Here is a 21,738-nt window from a genome sequence, read left to right as displayed (position 1 = left end):
TCCGATTTCCTCGGTGCTTTCCAGGTTTCCGCTTTCGCGTTTCCCTTTCCGGCGGTTCCGACTCTACCAGATCCTTTCGGGCCTGATTCCCAGTCGGTGGGATTTGCCTTTGGCCTGAGACTTTCCGTCCCGTGGCCTTTCGACATTCACTACGTTAACCGATTCCCGGTGCGGCTCATAATCGAGCCGGCGGGACGGAATTCGACATGCGGACATGGCGAATGCGCCCCCGCTGAGGGGAAGTCGTAGGTAGTGGGTTGGCCGCTTCCGGCTGCAGGCTGAACGCCGTACCCGGTTCAAGCGGCTCGGACCACATTACGGTCCTGCCCCAGGCGAGTCAAGTTCGGCGCCGACGGGGCACATGGGCCCGATAAGGGCTCACCGTCGGGTCGTTGGAGATCCAGAAGCGCCAGGGGTGGACCCCTCCCTCGCCGGAGACTCCGGTGCGGGGACCGTTCAGTACCTGGTCGGGACTCACGGGGCTGCCCGTCAGCATCCTGAAGGGGCCGCCCTCGGGGCCGCAGGCGTCCGCGCCGTCGAGGGCGCGGTCCACCCCCAGAGCCGTGGCCAGCCGGGCCGGTCCTTTGGCCAGTTCCTTGTCGTTGCGGGCCGAGAGTCGACGTTTGCGGGCCGACTCGACGCCCTCGGTGATCTCGCCCGCCCGCAGCAGGACCGCGCTGGCGGTGCCCTCGGGACCGCAGACCAGGTTCATGCAGTGCCACATGCCGTAGGTGAAGTAGACGTACACGTGACCGGGCGGACCGAACATGACCTCGTTTCGCGGCGTGCGGCCGCGGAAGGCGTGCGAGCCCGGGTCGTGGGCGCCGTCGTAGGCCTCGACCTCGGTGATGCGCAGGGCGACCGGACCGTCGTCGGTCGTGCGCACGAGGGTGCGACCGAGGAGGTCGGGGGCGACTTCGAGGACGGGGCGGTCGAAGAACTTCCGGCTGAGGGGCGTACGGTCAGGGGCCGCGATCATGGCGTCCGAGCGTAGTCGAGAGTGACTGTTCGTCGTCGGGGTGGTCAGGGAGCGTCCCCCTTGTAAGGGTGAGGACGCGGAACCGGCCGCGGTCGGATCGCGTTTGTATGGATCAAGGGTCCAGACGCACACAGGACGTACAGGCGTTGCCTGGGGAGGAAGTGACATGGGGTTCAAGCGGCTGCTTGCGAGCCTGGGAGCCGGTGGGGCTTCGGTCGAGACGGTACTGACCGAGGTCAACACCGTTCCGGGCGGCGTCGTGCAGGGTGAGGTGCGGATCCAGGGCGGGTCCGTCGACCAGGCGATCGAGGGTCTGTCGGTCGGCCTGCAGGCCAAGGTCGAGGTCGAGGGCCACGACGACCAGGAGCACAAGCAGGACATCGAGTTCACCAAGGTGCGGCTCGGCGGCGCCTTCGAGCTCAAGGCGGGCGCGGTGCACGCCGTCCCGTTCGGCCTGGAGATCCCCTGGGAGACGCCGGTCACGACGATCGACGGCCAGCCGCTGCGCGGGATGCACATCGGGGTGACCACGGAGCTGGAGATCGCGCGCGCCGTCGACTCGGGCGACCTGGACCCCATCAACGTGCACCCGCTGCCGGCCCAGCAGGCGATCCTGGACGCGTTCATCCAGCTCGGCTTCCGGTTCAAGAGCGCCGACATGGAGCGCGGGCACATCCGCGGCACGCGGCAGAAGCTGCCGTTCTACCAGGAGATCGAGTTCTTCCCGCCGGCCCAGTACCGCGGGCTGAACCAGGTCGAGCTGAGCTTCGTCGCCGACGAGCGCGAGATGGACGTCGTCCTGGAGATGGACAAGAAGCCGGGCCTGTTCAGCGAGAGCAGCGACTCCTTCCGCGCCTTCAAGGTGGGGCTCGACGACTACCGGGGCACGGACTGGGCCGCGTACCTGAACCAGTGGCTGTCGGAGGTCGGCAGCAAGCGCAGCTGGTTCTAGGCTCGAAGCGGAACCGTCACCACCGATCAGGAGGTACCGAGGTGCCCGAGCTCGACAGGCCGCCGCTCCCCCACGACTTCCACCCGCCCGTACCGTCGTTCACGGTCACGAGTGAGGACGTCGAGCCGGGCGCGACGCTGAAGGACGCTCAGGTTCAGGCCGCCGGGAACACGTCACCCCAGCTGCGCTGGGCAGGCTTCCCGCCGGAGACCAGGAGCTTCGCCGTGACGTGCTTCGATCCGGACGCCCCGACGGGCAGCGGATTCTGGCACTGGGTCGTCTTCGACATCCCGGCGACGGTCACGGAGCTGCCGTCGGGCGCCGGCACCGGGAAGTTCGAGGGGCTGCCCGAGGGTGCGGTCCAGGCGCGGAACGACTACGGGTCCAAGGACTTCGGTGGCGCCGCGCCGCCGCCCGGGGACCCGGCGCACCGCTATGTGTTCACGGTGTACGCCGTGGACCAGGAGAAGCTCGGTCCCGACTCGGACGCCTCGCCCGCGGTGGTGGGCTTCAACCTGCGCTTCCACACGGTGGCGCGCGCTCAGCTCGTCGGTGAGTACGCGGCGCCCGCGTAAGACGGACGTTCGCTGAACGTTTGCCCGTCCCTGGTCTTGGAATTGATCAGGGGCGGGCACTTTTTTATTGCGTTGTCCATCTCGGCGTGCCCGGCCAGAGTTGATCCAGGTCCGCCGGGGAGCGGGCCGGTGCAATGGGAGGTGGGCTTGATGCGGGACACGCTGGTACTGAATGCGAGCTTTGAGCCGCTGTCGACGGTGACGCTGAACCGCGCCGTCGTTCTGGTACTGCAGGACAAGGCCGTCGTCGAGCAGGCCCACCCCGATCTGCGTATGCGCGGAGCCGCGGTCGACATACCCGTGCCCCGGGTGATCAGACTCTGCCGTTACGTACGGGTGCCGTTCCGAAGACAAGCGCCCTGGTCGCGCAGGGGTGTGCTGGTGCGGGACCGGCACCGGTGCGCGTACTGCGGCAGGCGCGCGACGACGGTGGACCACGTGGTGCCGCGGGCCCAGGGCGGCCAGGACTCCTGGCTGAACACGGTCGCCTCCTGCGCCGAGGACAACCACCGCAAGGCGGACCGTACGCCGGAGCAGGCGGGGATGCCGTTGCTGCGGCAGCCGTTCGAGCCGACGCCCGCCGACGCGATGCTGCTGACGCTCGGGCAGGACGACTTCCGGGCCCTGCCGGAGTGGCTGGCGCAGACCGCCGCCTAGCACCGGCACGAGTGGGGCCCGCCTTCCCTGGAAGGCGGACCCCACTCGCGTGCCGGGTCAGTCCGTCACGGACGGCTTCTCGCGGCGCTCCGAGCCGCCGCCACCGCCCGAATTGCCGCCCATCGGGCCGAAGTTGCCCATCGCGCCGCTCAGGCCCTTGAGCGCGTCACCGATCTCGCTGGGCACGATCCAGAGCTTGTTGGCGTCGCCCTCGGCGATCTTCGGGAGCATCTGGAGGTACTGGTAGGCCAGGAGCTTCTGGTCCGCGTCCCCGGCGTGGATGGACTCGAAGACCGTACGGATGGCCTGTGCCTCGCCCTCGGCCCGCAGGGCGGCGGCCTTCGCCTCACCCTCGGCGCGCAGGATCGCGGACTGCTTCTCGCCCTCCGCGGTGAGGATCTGCGACTGCCTGATGCCCTCGGCGGTGAGGATCGCGGCGCGCTTGTCACGGTCGGCGCGCATCTGCTTCTCCATCGAGTCCTGGATGGAGGTGGGCGGCTCGATGGCCTTGAGCTCGACGCGGTTGACGCGGATGCCCCACTTGCCGGTGGCCTCGTCCAGGACGCCGCGCAGGGCCGCGTTGATCTCCTCGCGGGAGGTCAGCGTCCGCTCCAGGTCCATGCCGCCGATGATGTTGCGCAGGGTGGTGACGGTGAGCTGCTCGATCGCCTGGATGTAGCTGGCGACCTCGTACGTCGCCGCCCGTGCGTCGGTCACCTGGTAGTAGATGACCGTGTCGATGTTGACCACCAGGTTGTCCTGGGTGATCACTGGCTGGGGCGGGAACGGGACGACCTGTTCCCGCAGGTCGATGCGGTTGCGGATGGTGTCGATGAACGGGACGACGATGTTCAGTCCCGCGTTCAGCGTCCGCGTGTAGCGGCCGAACCGCTCGACGATGGCGGCGCTCGCCTGTGGGATCACCTGGATGGTCTTGATCAGGGCGATGAAGACCAGCACCACCAGAATGATCAGGACGATGATGATCGGTTCCATCGATGCTCCCCGTGCCCTTCGCCTCGGTAATTCCCTGAGATCTTACGGGTGTTGAAGATCTTGCTCGACGAGTCTGACAGACCGTCGTCTGCGACGTGGGGCGTTCGGTTCAGTTGCGTCGTGCGAGGTCACATGACGATGGCCGTGGCGCCTTCGATGTCGACGACGTCGACCTGTTCGCCGACCTCGTAGGTCTGTCCGGCGTCGAGGGAGCGCGCGGACCAGATCTCTCCGGCGAGCTTGATCCGTCCCCCCGAGCCGTCGACACGTTCCAGGACGACGGCGCCCTTGCCCTTCAACGCGTCGACTCCGGTGGCGAGTTGCGGCCGCTGGGCACGGTGGCGGGCCGCGATGGGGCGTACGACGGCGATGAGGGCGACCGAGACGGCGACGAAGACGAGGACCTGGAGCACGACGTCACCGCCGAGTCCCGCGGCGCCTGCCCCGGCGACGGCGCCCACGGCGAGCATCCCGAACTCCGGCATCGCCGTCACCACCAGCGGGATCCCGAGCCCCGCCGCGGCGACCAGCCACCACACCCATGCGTCGATGTCGTCCACACGGTCATGGTAGGACCGCGCTCCGCGGACGGACAGGGCGCACGTCCGGCGCCGCCCGCCCGGCGAGGGCGCGGGCGGACCGGCCGGGTCGTCAGGAGAGCGGGAGGCCCTGGGCGGTCCAGCGCTCGCCGACCTGCTCGACGACGAGGGGCAGGCCGAAGCAGAGGGAGAGGTTGCGCGAGGTGAGTTCGAGCTCCAGCGGTCCCGCGGCCAGCACCTTGCCCTGGCGGATCATCAGGACGTGGGTGAACCCCGGGGCGATCTCCTCGACATGGTGCGTGACCATGATCATGGAAGGCGCGATCGGGTCGCGGGCCAGGCGGCCGAGACGGCGTACGAGGTCCTCGCGGCCGCCGAGGTCGAGGCCGGCGGCGGGCTCGTCGAGGAGCAGCAGCTCGGGGTCGGTCATCAGGGCGCGGGCGATGAGGGTGCGCTTGCGCTCGCCCTCGGAGAGCGTGCCGAACTTCCGGTCCAGGTAGTCGCTCATGCCGAGGCGGTCGAGGAAGGCGCGGGCGCGCTGCTCGTCGATGTCCTCGTACTCCTCCTGCCAGCCCGCGGTCATGCCGTACGCGGCGGTGAGCACGGTCTGCAGGACGGTCTGGCGCTTGGGGAGCTTCTCGGCCATGGCGATGCCGGCCATGCCGATGCGCGGGCGCAGGTCGAAGACGTCGACCTTGCCGAGGGTGTCCCCGAGCACGGTGGCGGTGCCCGAGCTGGGGAAGAGGTAGCTGGAGGCGACGTTCAGGAGGGTCGTCTTCCCGGCGCCGTTGGGGCCGAGGATGACCCAGCGTTCGCCCTCCTTGACCGACCAGGAGACCTGGTCCACCAGAGCCCGGCCCTCTCGGACCACGGATACGTCCTCAAGCTCCAGAACATCGCTCATGAGCGCGCTGTCTCCCATTGCAGTCTCGGCCGTCGCTTACGTCTGTGGACGCAGCCCCCAGGGAAAACCTACGCCACCGATCGGGCGGTCGATTCCATCGGCCGGTCCTTAGGGTGGGGGCATGCTCTCGGAACCACGCTCAGGACGCCTGGCCGCATGGGGAAATGCCCTTTTGGCCGGACTTGTTTCGCCGGACGACGCCGTGCTCGCCATCGTGGGCGAGGACGCCGTGCATCGCGTCGAAGGACTTCCGGGCGAGTCGGGGCCCGTCGGGCTCACGCTCGCGCTCGGCCGGCTGCGCGCTCTCGGGGTCACCGGGCTGCGGGTGGCACTGCCCGCGCCGGGGCATCCGCTGGGGCTGAGCGGACCGCCGGAGTTCAACGCGCGCGCCCTGGACGCGGAGGAGGCGGCCGTCTGCCGGGGCGCGGCGCTCGGGCTGGTGCCCGAGGTGTCGGAGGCGGGGCCCGAGGGCGACCTGCATGTGGAGGTCATGTGGCACTGCCTGCCCGTACGGGAGGCGCCGCCCGCGGACGTGCCGTCCCTGGGTGAGGCCGAGCGGGAGCTGGCCGAGGCGCTGCGCGAGGCGACCGACATGCTGTCGCGGCTCGACGTCGCGGGGTCCGGTCCGGTGGCCGAGGCCGCGGTGGACGCGTACCGGGCCCGCGCCGAGCGGGGGCGCGAGCTGCTGGCGCCCGGATATCCGCCGCGGGCGGTGCGGGTGCTGGAGCTCGCCCAGCGGATGGGGCTGCTGATCTCCGTGGCGTACGAGAACGGGCACGGCGGAGCCGTCAGCGCCTCGGAGATGGCGGCGAGGTCGCAGGCGCTGCGCCCGGTGGAGCGGACGGCCCGGCGGGCCCAGGTGGCGGCGTACAACGCGTTCGTGGAGGAGCGGGAGCGGGGGGTGCGCTGACCTCGGCGAGCGGTGGCCGCACTGCACACGGAAGGGCTCCCGGACCGGGCCGGTCCGGGAGCCGTTCTCGGGTGGGGCAGGTCAGTCGTTGACGCCCTTGTTGCCGAACGTCGGGTTCAGGAGGCCGATGACGTTCACGCTGTCGCCCACGACGTTGACCGGGACGTGGATCGGAACCTGCGCGGTGTTGCCCGAGGCGACACCGGGCGAGTTCACGGCCGCACCGTGGGCGTCCGAGTCGGCGACAGCCGCACCGGCGGACGCGCCGGCGGCGATACCGGCGACGGTGAGGGCCACGGCGGCCTTCTTGGCGATCTTCATGAAAAACGTTCCTCCAGCGATTTGCGTGTCGACCCGGCCGCGGGTCGTACGCTGAGAAACGCCCGGAAGATCCGGAACGGCACGGGAGATCCGGCGCGAAGCCCCCGATCGGCCTCTTGGTCGGACAGGCGGAAAAGCCGACCGGCCCCCCGGATGCCGGGAGGCCGGTGGTCACCGTCCGGTCGGGACGGACCTCAGCGGTTGAGACCCAGGTTGCCGAAGGCCGGGTTCAGCACGCCGATCACGTTCACGCTGTTGCCGACCGCGTTGACCGGGACGTGGACCGGGGCCTGGACGAGGTTGCCCGAACCGACACCCGGCGAGTTCACGGCCTTGCCGCCCGCCCACGAGCCGGCGTCGGTGGCGGAGGCCATGCCCGCTCCGGCGGCGACGAGGCCGCCCGCCACCATCGCGACAGCCGTGACCTTCTTCAGGTTCTTCATTCCTCAAGCCCTCCCTGGCGATCACCGCGGCGATCGCCGCGGCACGCACTGGAGAACGGCGGGGGCTTCCGGAGGATGCGCCATTCGGGGGACATGCACCCGACGGTATGAATCTCAGTCCGGAGCGGAACCCTCCGTATCGCTGTGCCCGGCCGCACCCCGGAGGCCGCCGGAAACACGGACCGGCAGGTGGTCAGCCCGCCGCCCCGTGCCGTACGGCCCACAGCGCGGCCTGGGTGCGGTCGGAGAGGTCGAGCTTCATCAGGATGTTCGACACGTGGGTCTTGACCGTCTTCTCGGAGAGGACCAGCGCCCGCGCGATCTCGCGGTTCGAGCGGCCGTCGGCGATCAGGCCGAGCACCTCGCGCTCCCGTTCGGTGAGCGAGCCGCCTCTGCCCTGGCCCGAGTTGGCCTCCTCCTGGGAGAGCAGGGCGCCCGCGACCTCCGGCTGGAGCAGGATGTGTCCGGCGTGCACGGAACGGATGGCGCCGGCGAGGGCGTCCGGGTCCACGTCCTTGTAGACGTACCCGGCGGCTCCGGCGCGCAGGGCGGGCACCACCGTGCGCTGCTCGGTGAAGCTCGTGACGATCAGCACGCGCGCGGGGTTGGCCAGCTCGCGCAGCCGGCGCAGCGCCTCGACGCCGTCCATCCCCGGCATCTTGACGTCCATGAGGACGACGTCCGGGCGCAGCTCCTCCGCGCGGGCGACGCCCTCGGCGCCGTCGGAGGCCTCGCCCACGACCTCGATGTCGTCCTGCACCTCGAGGAAGGTGCGCAGGCCCCGGCGGACCACTTGGTGGTCGTCGACCAGCAGCACCTTGATCGCGTCAGCCACCAGGGACCTCCATCTCTATCCGGGTGCCCTTTCCGGGCGCCGATTCCACGGTGAGCGTGCCGCCGACGCCGCTCGCCCTGTCCCGCATGGAGACCAGGCCGAGGTGGCGTCCCGCGCTGCGGACGGCCGTGGGTTCGAAGCCCGCGCCGTCGTCCGCGATCCTCAGGACCGCGCCCGGGCCGCGCTTCTCCAGTGTCACGTCGACGCTGGCCGCTCCGGAGTGGCGCAGCGCGTTGTGCAGGGCTTCCTGCGCGACGCGCAGCAGCGCCTCCTCCTGGGCCGCGGGCAGGGCGCGTACGCCCCGGCCCTCGAAGGTGACGCGCGCGGAGTGGGCGCGGTCCAGGACCTGGATCTGGGTGCGCAGGGTGGCGACGAGACCGTCCTCGTCGAGGGCGGCGGGACGCAGCTCGACCACGGCCGCGCGCAGTTCCTCGACGGCCTCCGCGGCGAGCGCGGCGACCTGCTGGAGCTCGCCCTTGGCGCGCGAGGGGTCGCGGTCCACCAGGGTCGCGGCGGCCTGCGCGGTGAGGCGCAGCGAGAACAGCTTCTGGCTGACGGCGTCGTGCAGCTCGTGCGCGAGGCGGGAGCGCTCCTCGGCGATGGTGAGCTCGCGGCTGCGCTCGTAGAGGCGGGCGTTGGTCAGGGCGATCGCGGCGTGCTGGGCGAGGATCGTCAGGAGTTCCTCGTCCTCCTCGGTGAAGCCGCAGCGGCCGTCCGGTGCCGCGCAGTCGCCGGGGCGCCGCACCTTGTTGGCGAGGAACAGGGCGCCGATGACGTCGTCGCCGTCGCGGATCGGCAGGCCCAGGAAGTCCGACATGTCCGGGTGGGCCGCGGGCCAGCCCTCGAAGCGGGGGTCCTGGCGCACGTCGGCGAGGCGCTCGGCGCGGGCCTCCTGAAGCATCGCGGCGAGGATGCCGTGCTGGCGGGGCAGCGGGCCGATGGCCTTCCACTGGTCGTCGCTGATGCCGTCGACGACGAACTGGGCGAAGCCTCCGTGGTCGTCCGGGACGCCGAGCGCCGCGTACTCCGCGTCGAGCAGTTCGCGGGCCGAGGCGACGATCGTCTTGAGGACGTCGCGCACCTCGAGATGCTTGCTCATGGCCAGCAGCGCGGAGCTGACCGCGTACAGGCCGGACCTGGGGCCTTGGCTCATGACCCCACGGTACCGGCGGGCTGTGACAGCGCGTATCGGACCTGTGGGGTGGCCGCCTAGGGCGGTGGGCCTAGGCCGCGGGTCCCGTCCGCTCGTCCTAGGGCGAAGGACCCCTGATCATTGCGGCCCGCGCACGAGGCGGCGGGGGCGGCCCCGTCCCTACGTTGAGGGCATCCGCCGGGAGCGGCGGAGGGACGAGGGGACGATGTCATGCCGGTAGCGGTCATCACGGGGGCTTCGAAGGGGCTGGGGCGGGCGCTGGCCGCCGCCCTGGCGGAGCGGGGCTGGGACCTGGTGCTCGACGCCAGGACGACGGGGGTGCTGGAGCGGACGGCGGCGGAGCTCTCGGGGTACGGGGCCCGGGTGACGGCGCTGCCGGGCGACGTGACGGACGCCGGTCACCGCCGGGAGCTGGTGGCCGCGGCCGTGCGGCTCGGGGGCGTGGACCTGGTGGTGAACAACGCGAGCGCGCTGGGGGCCGAGCCGCTGGTGCGCCTGGAGGGCCTGCCGCCGGCCGGACTGCGGCGGGCGCTGGAGGTGAACGTGGTCGCCGCGCTGGGCCTGGTCCAGGAGGCACTGCCCCCGCTGCGGGCGTCCGGGGCGGGGGCGGTGATCGGCGTCAGCTCGGACGCGGCCGTCGAGGCGTACGGGACGTGGGGCGGTTACGGGGCCTCCAAGGCGGCCCTGGACCAGCTGCTCGCGGTGCTCGCCGTGGAGGAGCCCGGGCTGCGGGTGTGGGCTGTCGACCCGGGGGACATGGGGACGGACCTGTACGCGGCGGCCGTGCCCGACGACGGGGAGCCACGGCCGGACCCCGGCACGGTGGTGCCGGCGTTCCTGCGGCTGCTCGACGAGCGTCCGGCGAGCGGCCGCTACAGCGCTCCGGCCCTGGCGGCGCGGTGATGACGACGGCGACGGGGGTCCCCTCCGCCGAGCGCGGCCGTGGCCGGCAGGTGCCGCCGGAGCTGTCGGCGCGGGTGCCGGCCGAGCAGCGCGGTCCCGGTCTGGACCGGGACGCCGTCCGGCTCCTCGTGTCACGGGGGACCTCGGTCTCGCACCACGTCTTCGCGGAGCTGCCCGGGCAGCTGCGGGCCGGTGACCTGCTCGTCGTCAACACCTCCGCCACGCTGGCGGCCGCCGCCGACGGGCGCGTCGGGCAGGCGCGTGTGGTGGTGCACTTCTCCACCCGGGGTGACGACGGGCGGTGGGCCGTCGAGCTGCGGGAACCCGACGGCCGGGGCACCACGCGCGCGCGTGCGGGCGGGCCCGCGGGGACGGAGGTGCGTCTCGCCGGGGGCGTACGCCTCGTCCTGGAGGAGCCGCTGACGCCGGGGAGCGCGCGGCTGTGGTGGTCGCGGGTGTCGGAACCGGACGTGCCGGGGCTGCTGCGGCGGTACGGACGCCCCGTGCGGTACGCCTACACGGAGAGGGACCAGCCGCTGTCCGCGTACCAGACGGTGTTCGCGCTGCCGTCCGCCGACGGCACGGGGAGCGCGGAGATGCCGAGCGCGGCACGGCCCTTCACCGCGGGGCTGGTGGCGGAGCTGGTGAGCCGGGGGGTGCAGTTCGCGCCGGTCACGCTGCACACCGGGGTGGCGTCGGCGGAGGCGCACGAGCCGCCGTATCCGGAGAGGTACGAGGTGCCCCGGGCCTCGGCGCGGTCGATCAACGCGGTGCGGGCGGGCGGCGGGCGGGTCGTCGCGGTCGGGACGACGGCCGTGCGTGCCGTGGAGTCCGCGGCCGGGCCCGACGGGGTGGTCCGGGAGCGGCGCGGCTGGACGGACCTGGTGATAACTCCGGAGCGCGGGGTAGGCGTGGTGGACGGGCTGCTGACCGGGCTGCACGAGCCGGAGGCCTCGCATCTGCTGATGCTGGAGGCCGTGGCGGGACGGGCGGCGGTGGAGCGCGGGTACGCCGAGGCGCTGCAAGGGCGCTACCTCTGGCACGAGTTCGGGGACACGCACCTCCTGCTGCCGGCGGAGAACGCTCACGCTGAGCATTGCTCCAGCAACCCCGCGTGAGACCGGGGCCTCGCCGGTGTGAGCCCCCGCATAGGGCGCACATCACGTACGAAGGGGCATAGGAGATAAAGGGGACCCTTTGAGCGGGGCAGACATACCCGTCTGCCCCGATTTGCCCCTCTGTGCTCCACTACCCGGCTTCGTACGTCACACCTTTGCCTCAGGATTTTGCGGCCGCTAACAATGGCTCACGTCGCTCAACGCCGCGGGTTTCGCCCCGCGGCGTTCGTCCGGAAAAAAACACCCTGTCCCCACCGGACCGGGAGCGACGTCCGCGCTATTCGAAGAGGTCAAATCAGTCATGTCCAAGAAGTTCATCGCTCCTGTGCATAGTCCCGCGCTGACCAAGACCCACAAGCTTTCCTTCGCCGGCGTCGCGGCTCTCGGTGCCGCCGCCCTCGCGTTCACCGTCGTCCCGGCGAACTCGCAGTCGCAGACCACGACGACCGAGGCCGCCGCCTCGACGACGTCCGTGGCCTACAGCCAGCAGCAGATCAAGGACGTCAAGGCCAGCGTCACCGACCAGCTGGCGGGCGCCACGGTCAAGGCCGAGGCCGCGAAGAAGAAGGCGGCCGAGCAGGCCGCCGCCAAGAAGAAGGCCGCCGAGCAGGCCGCCGCCAAGAAGAAGGCGGAGGAGGCGCGCAAGAAGCAGGCCGCGAGCCGCTCCGCGCAGCGCCCCCAGGTCAAGCCGGTCGCCGCGAAGACGTACGCGAACAACCTCGACGGATGGATCCGTCAGTCGCTCGACATCATGAAGCAGAAGGGCATCCCGGGCAGCTACCACGGGCTGCACAAGAACATCATGCGCGAGTCCTCGGGCAACCCCCGGGCCATCAACGACTGGGACATCAACGCCATCAACGGCATCCCGTCGAAGGGCCTGCTGCAGGTCATCCCGCCGACCTTCGCCGCGTACCACGTCTCGGGCACGTCGACGAACATCTACGACCCGGTCGCCAACATCACGGCCGCCGCCAACTACGCGGCCGACAAGTACGGCTCCATCGACAACGTGAACAGCGCCTACTGAGTCTCGCGAGTATCGCGCGGACCTCTGAGGGTCTCGGTCAAGACGCGGAAGGGCGGCACCCCGCTGGGGGGTGCCGCCCTTCAGTCGTGCGGGAGCGCTACTTGCGCATGACCTCGGGCTCGTGGCGGCGCAGGAAGCGCGCCACGAAGAAGCCGCAGAGGGCGCCGAGGACGAGCAGGGCCACCATGTCCATGCCCCAGGCCGCCGCCGTGTGGTCCCACAGCGGGTCCGTGCTGGACGGGTCGTCCGTGTTCGGGCTGATGTTGTTGAAGTCCAGCGTGGCGCCGGCCGCGGCGACCGCCCAGCGCGACGGCATCAGGTACGAGAACTGGTTGACGCCGACGGTGCCGTGCAGGATGAAGAGGCAGCCGGTGAACACGACCTGGATGATCGCGAACATCACCAGCAGCGGCATCGTCTTCTCGGCGGTCTTCACCAGCGACGAGATGATCAGGCCGAACATCATCGACGTGAAGCCGAGCGCCATGATCGGGATCGACAGTTCGAGCATGACCGCGGTCTTGCCGCTGCCCAGGATCAGGCCCTCGTCGGGGATCGTGCGGCTGGAGAAGCCGATCGCGCCGACCAGCGCGCCCTGGAGCACGGTGACCGTGCCCAGCACGATGACCTTGGACATCAGGTACGCCGAGCGCGAGAGGCCGGTCGCCCGCTCCCGCTCGTAGATCACCCGTTCCTTGATCAGCTCGCGGACCGAGTTGGCGGCGCCCGCGAAACAGGCGCCGACCGCGAGGATCAGCAGCACGGTCGTGGCCGTGCCGTTCGGGATGTGCGCGCCCGTCTTCGGGTTGACCGCCGGGTTCACCAGCAGCGTCTTGTCCGGGTCGATCAGCAGGCTGACCGCGCCGAGCACCGCCGGCAGGATCACCGTCAGCGCCAGGAAGCCCTTGTCGGACACGATCACCGACACGTAGCGGCGGATCAGGGTCATCAGCTGCGAGCCCCAGCCCTGCGGCTTGGGCGGCTTCATCTGCTGCGGCGGCGGCATGTGCACCGACTGCGGGGCGACGGCGTCGATGTCCGCGGCGTACATCTGGTAGTGCTGCGAGCCCTTCCAGCGGCCCGCCCAGTCGTAGTCGCGGTAGTTCTCGAAGGCGGAGAAGACGTCGGCCCAGGTGTCGTAGCCGAAGAAGTTCAGCGCCTCCTCGGGAGGACCGAAGTAGGCGACGGAACCGCCCGGCGCCATCACCAGCAGCTTGTCGCAGATGGCCAGCTCGGCCACGGAGTGCGTGACGACGAGGACCGTGCGGCCGTCGTCGGCGAGGCCGCGCAGGAGCTGCATGACGTCGCGGTCCATACCCGGGTCGAGACCGGAGGTCGGCTCGTCCAGGAAGATCAGCGACGGCTTGGTCAGCAGCTCCAGGGCCACCGAGACGCGCTTGCGCTGGCCACCGGAGAGGGAGGTGACCTTCTTCTCCTTGTGGATGTCCAGCTTGAGCTCGCGCAGCACCTCGTCGATCCGGGCGTCGCGCTCGGCGCCCGTGGTGTCCGCGGGGAAGCGCAGCTTCGCCGCGTACTTGAGGGCCTTCTTGACGGTCAGCTCCTTGTGCAGGATGTCGTCCTGCGGGACCAGACCGATGCGCTGCCGCAGCTCGGCGAACTGCTTGTACAGGTTCCGGTTGTCGTAGAGGACGTCGCCCTGGTTGGCGGGGCGGTAGCCCGTGAGCGCCTTCAGCAGGGTCGACTTGCCGGAACCGGACGGGCCGATGACCGCGATCAGCGACTTCTCCGGCACGCCGAAGGAGACGTCCTTGAGGATCTGCTTGCCGCCGTCGACCGTGACGGTCAGGTGGCGGGCCGAGAAGGAGACCTCACCGGTGTCGACGAACTCCTCGAGCCGGTCGCCGACCAGCCGGAACGTCGAGTGGCCGACGCCGACGATGTCGTTCGGGCCGAGCAGCGCCGAGCCGCCCTTGGCGATCGGCTGGCCGTTGACGTAGGTGCCGTTGTGCGAACCGAGGTCGCGGATCTCGTAGCGGCCGTCCGGCGTCGCGTGGAACTCGGCGTGGTGGCGCGAGACCTGGAGGTCGGAGACGACCAGCTCGTTCTCCAGGGCGCGGCCGATGCGCATCACGCGGCCCAGCGAGAACTGGTGGAACGTGGTCGGGCTGCGGTCACCGTAGACCGGCGGCGCCCCCGCGCCTCCACCGGGTCCCGGCTGCTGCGGGATGGCGGCACCCTGCGACTGCGGCCAGTTCTGCTGCTGGGGCGCCTGCTGCTGCGGCGCCTGCTGGGCCCAGCCGGGACCCGCGCCCTGAGCCGCGTACGGCTGCTGCGGCCGGGCCTGCTGCGGCGAGGCGACGGCGGCGGCACCCGAGAGGTTCAGGCGCGGGCCGTCGGTCGCGTTGCCCAGGTGCACGGCCGAGCCGGGGCCGATCTCCAACTGGTGGATCCGCTGGCCCTGCACGAACGTGCCGTTGGTGCTGCCGTGGTCCTCGATGACCCAACTGCGGCCGCCCCAGCTGATCGTGGCGTGACGCCAGGACACCCTGGCGTCGTCGAGCACGATGTCCCCCTGCGGATCGCGTCCGAGGGTGTATGGCCTGGACGCATCGAGCGTCCAGGTCCGTCCATTCAATTCCAGTACGAGTTCCGGCACTCCATGCCCCACTGAGTTGTCCCCCGAAGTTCCCCCATCACAGGGAGTCTAGGGATGTCGAACATCGTGGGGAACTATTTCAGTAGGAGCCCCCTGACCGAAAGCCGGGCCCCGCGAAGACTGCGTACGCGCGTGTTGTCCGTTTCCGTTGACGGGGTGGAAACCGGACGGGAGGGTGGTAATTCCCCGCGAGGGGGACATGCGCGGTGCATCGCCGCGGCGCTGACCGGGGGGCTGAGATGGGCATGGAGACGGCCGAGCAGTACAGGAAAGTGCCCTGGGGGGACGTCCTGCTGTCCGCGATCGCCGCCGTGAGCTGGGCGTTGATCGCGATGGCGGGCACGGCCGCGCTGGGCCTGCATCTGCTCGGGGCGGACGCGGCGGGCTCGCTCGGTCCGATGACCGCCGCGGTGGTGGCGCTCGGGGCGGGCGGTTCGGTGACGCCGTCGGGAGACGTGTCGGCCTTCGGTCTGGAGGGTGCGGAGGCGACGACCGCCCTGCAGATCACGCCACTGGGTGTGGGGCTGGTGGGCGCGCTGCTGCTGTCCTGGTTCTTCCTGCGTTCCCTGCGCGGGGCGGGAGTTGTGATCGCCCCGGCCGAACTCCTCGCGCGTGCGGGGTCGGTGGTCGCGCTGTTCGTGGCGACGCTGGGCGGGCTCGCCTGGGCCGGCCACGACGTCGTCACCATCGACGGCGGGCAGCTCGGCCTGGACAAGGTGACGGGCGGCGGCCTCGACGACATCACGGACGAACTGCCGGGCGGCCTCGGCGACATCGGCGACATCGGCGGGCTGCTGCCGGACCGGATCGGGGACCTGGTGGACGCGAAGGCCGCCGTCGGCTTCACGGTCGACACGGTGCCCACGCTGCTGGGCGGCGCGGTTTGGACCGCCGGCGTCCTGCTGATCGCCCTGCTGGCCTCGCGCCGCACTCCCCTGCCGCGTGGCTGGGACGCCGTGCACCGGGTGGTGCGGCCCGCTGCGTCCGCGTTGGTGACGGTGGGGCTGGTGGCGGTGGCGGCGGGGCTCGCGGCGGCGGCGTACGCGATGATCGGCGACGACCATCCCCGGCGGATCGCGGGCGCCGCGCTACTGGGCGCCCCGAACGGGGTGTGGCTGGGCGTGCCGCTGGGGCTGTTCGTGCCCTGGGACGGACAGGCAACGGGTGAACTCGCCAAGCTGCTGCCCGATCCCCTCGACGAGTTGCTGAGCGTGAGCCGCGACCAGCCGGTCACACTCGGCGGGATGGCCGAACTGGACGGCAGGGTATGGCTGTTGGGCGTCGCGGCCGCGGTGATGATGCTGCTCGCCGGGGTGCTGGCAGCGGCGCGCACCCCGGCGGTACGGGGTGCGGGCACCGCACGTGCGGCAGCTCCGGGCGGGTCCGGTGGACGGGGCACGGGCGCCCTCGGCTTCGCGGGGCGCTGTGCGCTGCGCCTCGCGCTCGTGACCGGGCCGGCGCTCGCGCTGCTCGCGCGGCTGACGGACGTCTCCGTGGACGCCTCGCTGTCGGTGCTCGGCTTCGACGCGTTCGGCGCCGGGATCGAGCTGCACGGGCGGGCACTGACGGCGCTGCTGCTCGGGGCCGCGTGGGGCGCGGGCGCGGGGGCGGCCGGTGCCCTGCTGGCGTATGCGACGGGGGCCGCGGGGCGGCGGGCGGCGCCCCTGGCCGTCGGGGTGGCACCGGGTGACACCGGGGCTCGGGCTCCGGAGGAGCACCCCGGCCGTCCGGGGGTGCCGGAACAGGTGCCGGAGCCGGGCCCGTACCACCCGGCCGTGCCGTTCCGGCCGTCGAACCCCGACACCAACCCCTATCTCCGGGTGCCCGACGGGCTGCGCGAGCCGCAGGACGCGCGCCCGGCGGAGGGGGCTTCTGCGCGCGGGGAGTCGTCGGCGTCCTCGGGAGCGGAGCGGACGTGGGGCGAGACCGGGGGCAGGGGAGGTCGCGGGCCGGGGCCGGGTGAACGGGCGCCCTCGGAGGCAGGGCCGCCGCGCGGTGGCCGGCCGCCCGGCTCGCGCCCGGAGCGGGCGGACGGGGCGGCCGACGACGTGTACGGGGCACCCACCGTGATCAGCCCGCTCTCGCCGCCGCCCCGCGCCCCGAGGCAGCGCCCGCCGGCGCGGGACGGCGTCGTGCCGCCGCCCCCTCCCCCGCCACCGCCGCACAAGAAGGGCCCGCCTCCGCCGAGGGATTGAGGAGGCGGGGCCCGGCACCGCCGGAAGTGGGGCCCGGCCCGGCCGGAAGTGAGGTCCGGCCCGGCCGAGCGGCGGTTCAACGTCCTTCCCGCCGACCGACGTTGGGGATACCCCCCGCCGAAGAGGCGGGGCAGCCGGATGGAACGGCGGGAGCCGGTCGCCGAGGCTCGTCCGTGTGATGAAAGCCGAGCGAATCAAGCGAACCAGGCGAAACCTCACGATGATCGCCGTGGCCGCCGCGGTTCTCGGGTCCACCGTGCCCCGCACCGCGACGGCCGCGACACCGGTGACCTCCCGGCCCCTCGTATGGGGGAAGTGCGAGGGGAGCGGGCTCGACCCGCGGCAGGAGTGCTCCACGGTCGAGGTGCCGATGGACTACTCCGACCCCGGCGGAGAGAAGGTCGCCCTCGCCGTCTCCCGTATCCGCAGCGAGAAGCCGTCCGCGCGCCGCGGCGCCCTGCTCCTGATCGCCGGCGGACCCGGCGGCGGCAGCCTCGACGAGGTGTCCACGAAGGGCCGGGCGCTGCCCCGCGCGGTGCGCGAGAGGTACGACCTGATCGGGTTCGACCCCCGGGGAGTCGGCCGGTCCGACCCGGTCGACTGCGGTCTGGAGAGCCGCGACCTGGACAGGTCCGCGTTCTTCCCCTGGCCCGCCCCGGACGGGACCGTCGCCGCGAACATGGCCACCGCCCGGCGGGCCGCCGACGCCTGCGCGCACAACGGCGGCGAGCTGACGCGGCACATCAGCACCGCCGACAACGCCCGCGACATCGACCGCGTCCGCGCCGCCCTGGGCGAGCGCACCCTGTCCGCGTGGGGTGTCTCGTACGGGGCGTACACCGGCGTCGTCTACGGCCAACTCTTCCCGCGCCGCACCGACCGCGTGGTGCTGGACAGCAACCCCGACGCCACCGCCGCCACCGCCCGCCCCGACGAAGGCGGAGTTCCCCGGGCCACCTGGACGGGGTTCGAGACCGGCGTCGAGGACGTGTTCCCCGCGTTCGCCGAGTGGGCGTCGGCGCCCGGGAACCCGGACCGCCTGGCCGACAACGCCGGGCAGGTCCGTCCGCTCCTGCTGCGGCTCGCCGCCCGGCTCGACCGGGAACCGATTCCCTGGCCCGGCGCCCGTCCGGCCGAGCTGAACGGCAACGTGCTGCGCCAGGCCGTGGTGGACGCCTTCTACGATCCCGGCGAGGGCTTCCCCGGGCTGGCCCGCCTGATCCTGCACGCGCGCGCGGGCACCGTCCCGCCGGCGCCCGAACCGGCGCCGGAAGCGCTGGTGCGCAATGCCCTCTCCGTCGCCCTCGCCACCATGTGCAACGACGCCCGGTGGCCGTCGTCGGCCGCCCGCTACCAGGAGGAGGTCGACGCGAGCCGCGCCGCGTACCCCCTGACCGCCGGGATGCCGAGGAACGCGATCGCCTGCGCGGCCTGGCCCTGGCCGCCGAAGGACGATCCGGTACGCGTCACCGACCGCGTGCCCTCCACCGTCCTGCTCGTCCAGAACGAGCGCGACCCCGCCACCCCGCTGGCCGGCGCCCGCAGGCTGCGCGCGGCACTCGGCGCACGCGCCGTCATGGTGACCGTCGACTCCACCGGCCACGACGCCTACCTCGGGAACGGCAACGCCTGTGGAGACCGGATCGTCTCCCGGTACCTGGCCACCGGGAAGCGCCCTGCGGCGGACGTCCACTGCCGGTAGGACGCGCGTGCCGCCGCCCGGGTCCCTGCCGTCCGGGGCCCGGGTCCGTCACCGGCGATCAAGGCCGGCGTCACCCGCACGCCACGTACTGTTCGCTGTCCGCCAGGCGGACCTCAGCGGCGAAAGGCACTGCGTGCCGGATACGGTGGGAGCACCATGAGCGCTTCGCAGACCTCTGATGTCCCCACCCTCCTCGTCAAGATCTTCGGCAAGGACCGGCCCGGCATCACCGCCGGTCTCTTCGACACCCTCGCCGCCTACTCCGTCGACGTCGTCGACATCGAGCAGGTCGTCACCCGTGGCCGGATCGTGCTGTGCGCGCTCGTGACCGAGCCGCCCGCCGGGCTCGAGGGGGACCTGCGGGCCACCGTCCACAGCTGGGCGGAGTCGATGAAGATGCAGGCGGAGATCATCTCCGGACTGGGCGACAACCGGCCCCGCGGTCTCGGCCGCTCGCTCGTCACGGTCCTCGGGCATCCGCTCACCGCGGAGTCGACGGCGGCGATCGCCGCCCGGATCACCGACACGGGCGGCAACATCGACCGCATCTTCCGGCTCGCCAAGTACCCGGTGACCGCCGTCGAGTTCGCGGTGTCGGGCACGGAGACCGAGGCGCTGCGCACGGCCCTGGCGACCAAGGCGGCGGCGCTCGGCGTCGACGTCGCGGTGGTCGCGGCCGGACTGCACCGCCGCGCCCAGCGGCTCGTGGTGATGGACGTGGACTCCACCCTCATCCAGGACGAGGTGATCGAGCTCTTCGCGGCACACGCCGGCTGCGAGAAGGAGGTCGCCGAGGTGACCGAGGCCGCGATGCGCGGCGAACTGGACTTCGAGCAGTCGCTGCACGCGCGCGTGGCACTGCTGGCGGGGCTGGACGCCTCGGTGGTGGACAAGGTGCGCAGCGAGGTGCGGCTCACGCCGGGCGCGCGCACGCTGATCCGCACACTGAAGCGACTCGGATTCCAGGTCGGCGTCGTCTCGGGCGGGTTCACCCAGGTCACGGACGATCTGAAGGAGCGGCTCGGGCTCGACTTCGCGCAGGCCAACACGCTGGAGATCGTCGACGGGAAGCTGACCGGCCGGGTCACCGGCGAGATCGTGGACCGCGCGGGCAAGGCGCGGCTGCTGCGCCGGTTCGCGGCCGAGGCGGGGGTGCCGCTGGGCCAGACGGTGGCGATCGGTGACGGGGCCAACGACCTCGACATGCTGAACGCCGCGGGGCTCGGGGTCGCGTTCAACGCCAAGCCGGTCGTCCGGGAGGCCGCGCACACGGCGGTCAACTTCCCGTTCCTCGACACGGTGCTCTACCTGCTCGGGGTCACCCGCGAAGAGGTCGAGGCCGCGGACACGAACGACGACGCGCCCTGAGCCGTCACGCTCTAAGCCGTTGCGCTCACGCCGGTCTCTGCCGCGCGGACGGGGACCGGTACCGGCCCTCGTCCGCGCGGCGGCGGCTCATTCGGTCGGCGCCCAGTAGTCGACGAGGGTGGCCACTCCGGGCTCCAGGGTCTTCCAGGGACCGGTGAACGTGAGGACGGCGAACGCCGCGGTCGGGAACCCCCGGCTGCTCATACGGGCGCGGGTGTCCTTCTCGGCCTGGCCCGCGAGGACGTCGGCGAGGCCCTGCACTCCGGGGTTGTGGCCGACCAGGACCAGGCTCTGCACGTCGTCCGGGGTCTCGTTCAGCACCGCGATCAGCTCGCCCGGCGAGGCTTCGTAGACCCGCTCCTCGTAGACCGTCCTCGGCCGGTGCGGCAGCTCGTGGACGGCGAGCTTCCAGGTCTCCCGGGTCCGGGTCGCGGTGGAGCAGACGGCCAGGTCGAGGGGGACACCGGAGTCGGACAGCTTGCGTCCGGCGACGGCGGCGTCCGCGCGGCCCCGGTCGGCGAGCGGCCGCTCGTGGTCGGGAACCTGCGGCCAATCGGCTTTCGCATGCCGGAAGAGGACGATCCTGCGGGATTCTGCGACGCTCATGCGTCCCAGCTTCGCATGAAACACGCCATGAGGCGCAGGGAGTTGGGCCGGTCCCCCGGCACGGACGACGGCTTGCGCCGACGGGCCGGGACGCACGCGGACGGCCCGCGGGGCGTGCCCGCGGACGGCTCACGCTCGCCGTCCATCCTTCCCGAGATCCGCGCGCCTCGCCTGCCGGAAACCGAAGACGCTCTGGGGAACTGGTGTGCGCTCGCCGAAGCCGCGGGAGGTGAGGCGCACGCGGGGCCGGGACGGTCACCGGGCCCGGCGCGGGCTCAGCGGCGCACCGCTTCCTGGATGCGCTCGACGACGTGGGTCAGGGCGGGGTCGCCGGCCGTGGCGTGGGCGTGGGACGGGTCGACGATCAGCGCGAGCAGCGCGACGAAGGCCAGGACCGGCAGGGCGAGGGCCCACCAGGGCAGCCGGATGTCGACGCGGCCCGTGGTCACCGGGTGGGTCCGGGGGTGCGTGGGGGCCGGCATGACGCCTCCGTGGGTCTTCGAGCGGTCCGTCGGCCGCGTCCTCGCGACCACATCTCGAAGCTACGGAATCCGCGGCCTCCGTCCCATCCGGAGATCCACCCACTTGACCCTGACACTCGCCCCCTAGGGGGTGGTGGGGCTAACCCCACCACCGCCGGCGGACGAGCGCGGTCAGGGCGAGGCGATGGACGCGATGACGCCGATGATCACGGTGATGGCCAGCATCGCGCCGAGCACGAGCAGCATCTTCTTCTGGCCGTTCTGGGGGTTCGGGTCGAGCACAGGCATGCGGCCAGTGTCCCACCCGCCGGGGCCTCCCCCGCCCCGGGGGTCGGGCCACGGCCGGGGGTCGGGCCCGGGCCTGGGCCTGGGCCTGGGCCTGGGCCTGGGCCTGGGCCTGGGCCTGGGCCTGGGCCTGGGCCTGGGCCTGGGCCTGGGCCTGGGCCTGGGCCA

General features: G+C 72.0%; 22 protein-coding genes. 10 read left to right on the top strand and 12 right to left on the bottom strand.

Annotated features, from left to right (window positions below; genetic code table 11):
• Positions 1–337: 337 nt before the first annotated feature.
• The gene (locus ACWGIS_RS28510; RefSeq protein ID WP_453365322.1) at positions 338–979 is read right to left on the bottom strand and encodes a DNA-3-methyladenine glycosylase; all 642 of its coding nucleotides are present in this window, start codon (positions 977–979) and stop codon (positions 338–340) included.
• A 166-nt stretch (positions 980–1,145) separates the two neighbouring features.
• On the opposite strand from ACWGIS_RS28510, the gene ACWGIS_RS28505 reads away from it, so the two are divergent.
• The 3 genes from ACWGIS_RS28505 (at position 1,146) to ACWGIS_RS28495 (ending at position 3,163) form a co-directional block, all read left to right on the top strand.
• A complete protein-coding gene (locus tag ACWGIS_RS28505) occupies positions 1,146–1,931 on the top strand; it encodes a sporulation protein (RefSeq protein ID WP_453365321.1) in 786 nt (261 codons plus the stop codon).
• A 41-nt stretch (positions 1,932–1,972) separates the two neighbouring features.
• Positions 1,973–2,506 (top strand): YbhB/YbcL family Raf kinase inhibitor-like protein, encoded by a 534-nt coding sequence (locus tag ACWGIS_RS28500; protein ID WP_453365320.1) that lies wholly within the window; start codon positions 1,973–1,975, stop codon positions 2,504–2,506.
• Between the two features lie 150 nt (positions 2,507–2,656).
• Positions 2,657–3,163, top strand: a complete 507-nt coding sequence (locus tag ACWGIS_RS28495; RefSeq protein WP_453365319.1) for an HNH endonuclease — start codon at positions 2,657–2,659, stop codon at positions 3,161–3,163.
• 57 nt (positions 3,164–3,220) lie between these two features.
• Here the strand turns inward: ACWGIS_RS28495 and ACWGIS_RS28490 are convergent, their stop codons facing one another.
• The 3 genes from ACWGIS_RS28490 to ACWGIS_RS28480 all read right to left on the bottom strand — a co-directional run bounded on the left by ACWGIS_RS28490 (position 3,221) and on the right by ACWGIS_RS28480 (position 5,602).
• A complete protein-coding gene (locus tag ACWGIS_RS28490) occupies positions 3,221–4,159 on the bottom strand; it encodes an SPFH domain-containing protein (protein ID WP_453365318.1) in 939 nt (312 codons plus the stop codon).
• A 128-nt stretch (positions 4,160–4,287) separates the two neighbouring features.
• Positions 4,288–4,719, bottom strand: coding sequence for an NfeD family protein (locus ACWGIS_RS28485; protein WP_453365317.1), 432 nt, complete (start codon positions 4,717–4,719; stop codon positions 4,288–4,290).
• A 91-nt stretch (positions 4,720–4,810) separates the two neighbouring features.
• Positions 4,811–5,602 (bottom strand): ABC transporter ATP-binding protein, encoded by a 792-nt coding sequence (locus tag ACWGIS_RS28480; RefSeq protein WP_453365316.1) that lies wholly within the window; start codon positions 5,600–5,602, stop codon positions 4,811–4,813.
• A 121-nt stretch (positions 5,603–5,723) separates the two neighbouring features.
• On the opposite strand from ACWGIS_RS28480, the gene ACWGIS_RS28475 reads away from it, so the two are divergent.
• Positions 5,724–6,512 (top strand): hypothetical protein, encoded by a 789-nt coding sequence (locus ACWGIS_RS28475; RefSeq protein WP_453365315.1) that lies wholly within the window; start codon positions 5,724–5,726, stop codon positions 6,510–6,512.
• An 81-nt stretch (positions 6,513–6,593) separates the two neighbouring features.
• Here the strand turns inward: ACWGIS_RS28475 and ACWGIS_RS28470 are convergent, their stop codons facing one another.
• The 4 genes from ACWGIS_RS28470 to ACWGIS_RS28455 all read right to left on the bottom strand — a co-directional run bounded on the left by ACWGIS_RS28470 (position 6,594) and on the right by ACWGIS_RS28455 (position 9,264).
• Positions 6,594–6,833 (bottom strand): chaplin, encoded by a 240-nt coding sequence (locus ACWGIS_RS28470; RefSeq protein ID WP_453365314.1) that lies wholly within the window; start codon positions 6,831–6,833, stop codon positions 6,594–6,596.
• A 194-nt stretch (positions 6,834–7,027) separates the two neighbouring features.
• Complete coding sequence (locus ACWGIS_RS28465) at positions 7,028–7,276, bottom strand: chaplin (protein WP_453365313.1); 249 nt, start codon at positions 7,274–7,276, stop codon at positions 7,028–7,030.
• 193 nt (positions 7,277–7,469) lie between these two features.
• On the bottom strand, positions 7,470–8,111 hold the full coding sequence (locus ACWGIS_RS28460) for a response regulator (RefSeq protein ID WP_453365312.1): 642 nt from the start codon (positions 8,109–8,111) through the stop codon (positions 7,470–7,472).
• Positions 8,104–9,264 (bottom strand): GAF domain-containing protein, encoded by a 1,161-nt coding sequence (locus ACWGIS_RS28455; protein WP_453365311.1) that lies wholly within the window; start codon positions 9,262–9,264, stop codon positions 8,104–8,106. Before ACWGIS_RS28455 ends, ACWGIS_RS28460 begins: the two co-directional genes overlap by 8 nt.
• 210 nt (positions 9,265–9,474) lie before the next feature.
• On the opposite strand from ACWGIS_RS28455, the gene ACWGIS_RS28450 reads away from it, so the two are divergent.
• The 3 genes from ACWGIS_RS28450 (at position 9,475) to ACWGIS_RS28440 (ending at position 12,315) form a co-directional block, all read left to right on the top strand.
• Positions 9,475–10,167 carry an SDR family NAD(P)-dependent oxidoreductase gene (locus ACWGIS_RS28450; protein ID WP_453365310.1) on the top strand — a complete coding sequence of 231 codons (693 nt, stop codon included), beginning with the start codon at positions 9,475–9,477 and terminating at the stop codon, positions 10,165–10,167.
• Positions 10,167–11,285 (top strand): S-adenosylmethionine:tRNA ribosyltransferase-isomerase, encoded by a 1,119-nt coding sequence (locus ACWGIS_RS28445; RefSeq protein WP_453365309.1) that lies wholly within the window; start codon positions 10,167–10,169, stop codon positions 11,283–11,285. The genes ACWGIS_RS28450 and ACWGIS_RS28445 overlap by 1 nt, the downstream gene beginning before the upstream one ends.
• Positions 11,286–11,586: 301 nt before the next feature.
• Positions 11,587–12,315 carry a transglycosylase SLT domain-containing protein gene (locus ACWGIS_RS28440; protein ID WP_453365308.1) on the top strand — a complete coding sequence of 243 codons (729 nt, stop codon included), beginning with the start codon at positions 11,587–11,589 and terminating at the stop codon, positions 12,313–12,315.
• A gap of 97 nt (positions 12,316–12,412) precedes the next feature.
• On the opposite strand, the gene ACWGIS_RS28435 is transcribed toward ACWGIS_RS28440, so the two are convergent.
• A complete protein-coding gene (locus ACWGIS_RS28435; RefSeq protein ID WP_453365307.1) occupies positions 12,413–14,932 on the bottom strand; it encodes an FHA domain-containing protein in 2,520 nt (839 codons plus the stop codon).
• A 239-nt stretch (positions 14,933–15,171) separates the two neighbouring features.
• Between ACWGIS_RS28435 and ACWGIS_RS28430 the strand changes: the two genes are divergently transcribed.
• The 3 genes from ACWGIS_RS28430 (at position 15,172) to serB (ending at position 20,197) form a co-directional block, all read left to right on the top strand.
• The gene (locus ACWGIS_RS28430) at positions 15,172–17,127 is read left to right on the top strand and encodes a streptophobe family protein (protein ID WP_453365306.1); all 1,956 of its coding nucleotides are present in this window, start codon (positions 15,172–15,174) and stop codon (positions 17,125–17,127) included.
• Positions 17,128–17,305: 178 nt separating this feature from the next.
• Positions 17,306–18,829 (top strand): alpha/beta hydrolase, encoded by a 1,524-nt coding sequence (locus ACWGIS_RS28425; protein WP_453365305.1) that lies wholly within the window; start codon positions 17,306–17,308, stop codon positions 18,827–18,829.
• Positions 18,830–18,985: 156 nt separating this feature from the next.
• Positions 18,986–20,197, top strand: a complete 1,212-nt coding sequence (gene serB, locus ACWGIS_RS28420; protein WP_453365304.1) for a phosphoserine phosphatase SerB — start codon at positions 18,986–18,988, stop codon at positions 20,195–20,197.
• An 87-nt stretch (positions 20,198–20,284) separates the two neighbouring features.
• Here serB and ACWGIS_RS28415 read toward each other — a convergent pair whose 3' ends face one another.
• The 3 genes from ACWGIS_RS28415 to ACWGIS_RS28405 form a co-directional block, all read right to left on the bottom strand.
• A complete protein-coding gene (locus ACWGIS_RS28415) occupies positions 20,285–20,803 on the bottom strand; it encodes a SixA phosphatase family protein (protein WP_453365303.1) in 519 nt (172 codons plus the stop codon).
• A gap of 275 nt (positions 20,804–21,078) precedes the next feature.
• Entirely contained in the window at positions 21,079–21,285 is a 207-nt protein-coding gene (locus ACWGIS_RS28410) for a hypothetical protein (RefSeq protein WP_453365302.1), read from the bottom strand.
• Between the two features lie 171 nt (positions 21,286–21,456).
• Entirely contained in the window at positions 21,457–21,573 is a 117-nt protein-coding gene (locus ACWGIS_RS28405) for an SGM_5486 family transporter-associated protein (protein ID WP_356174139.1), read from the bottom strand.
• Positions 21,574–21,738: the final 165 nt, after the last annotated feature.

The sequence above is a fragment of the Streptomyces sp. NPDC054842 genome, assembly GCF_053611025.1.
Note: the sequence above shows the minus strand (reverse complement) of the source record. Positions and strands in the feature narration are given on the sequence as shown.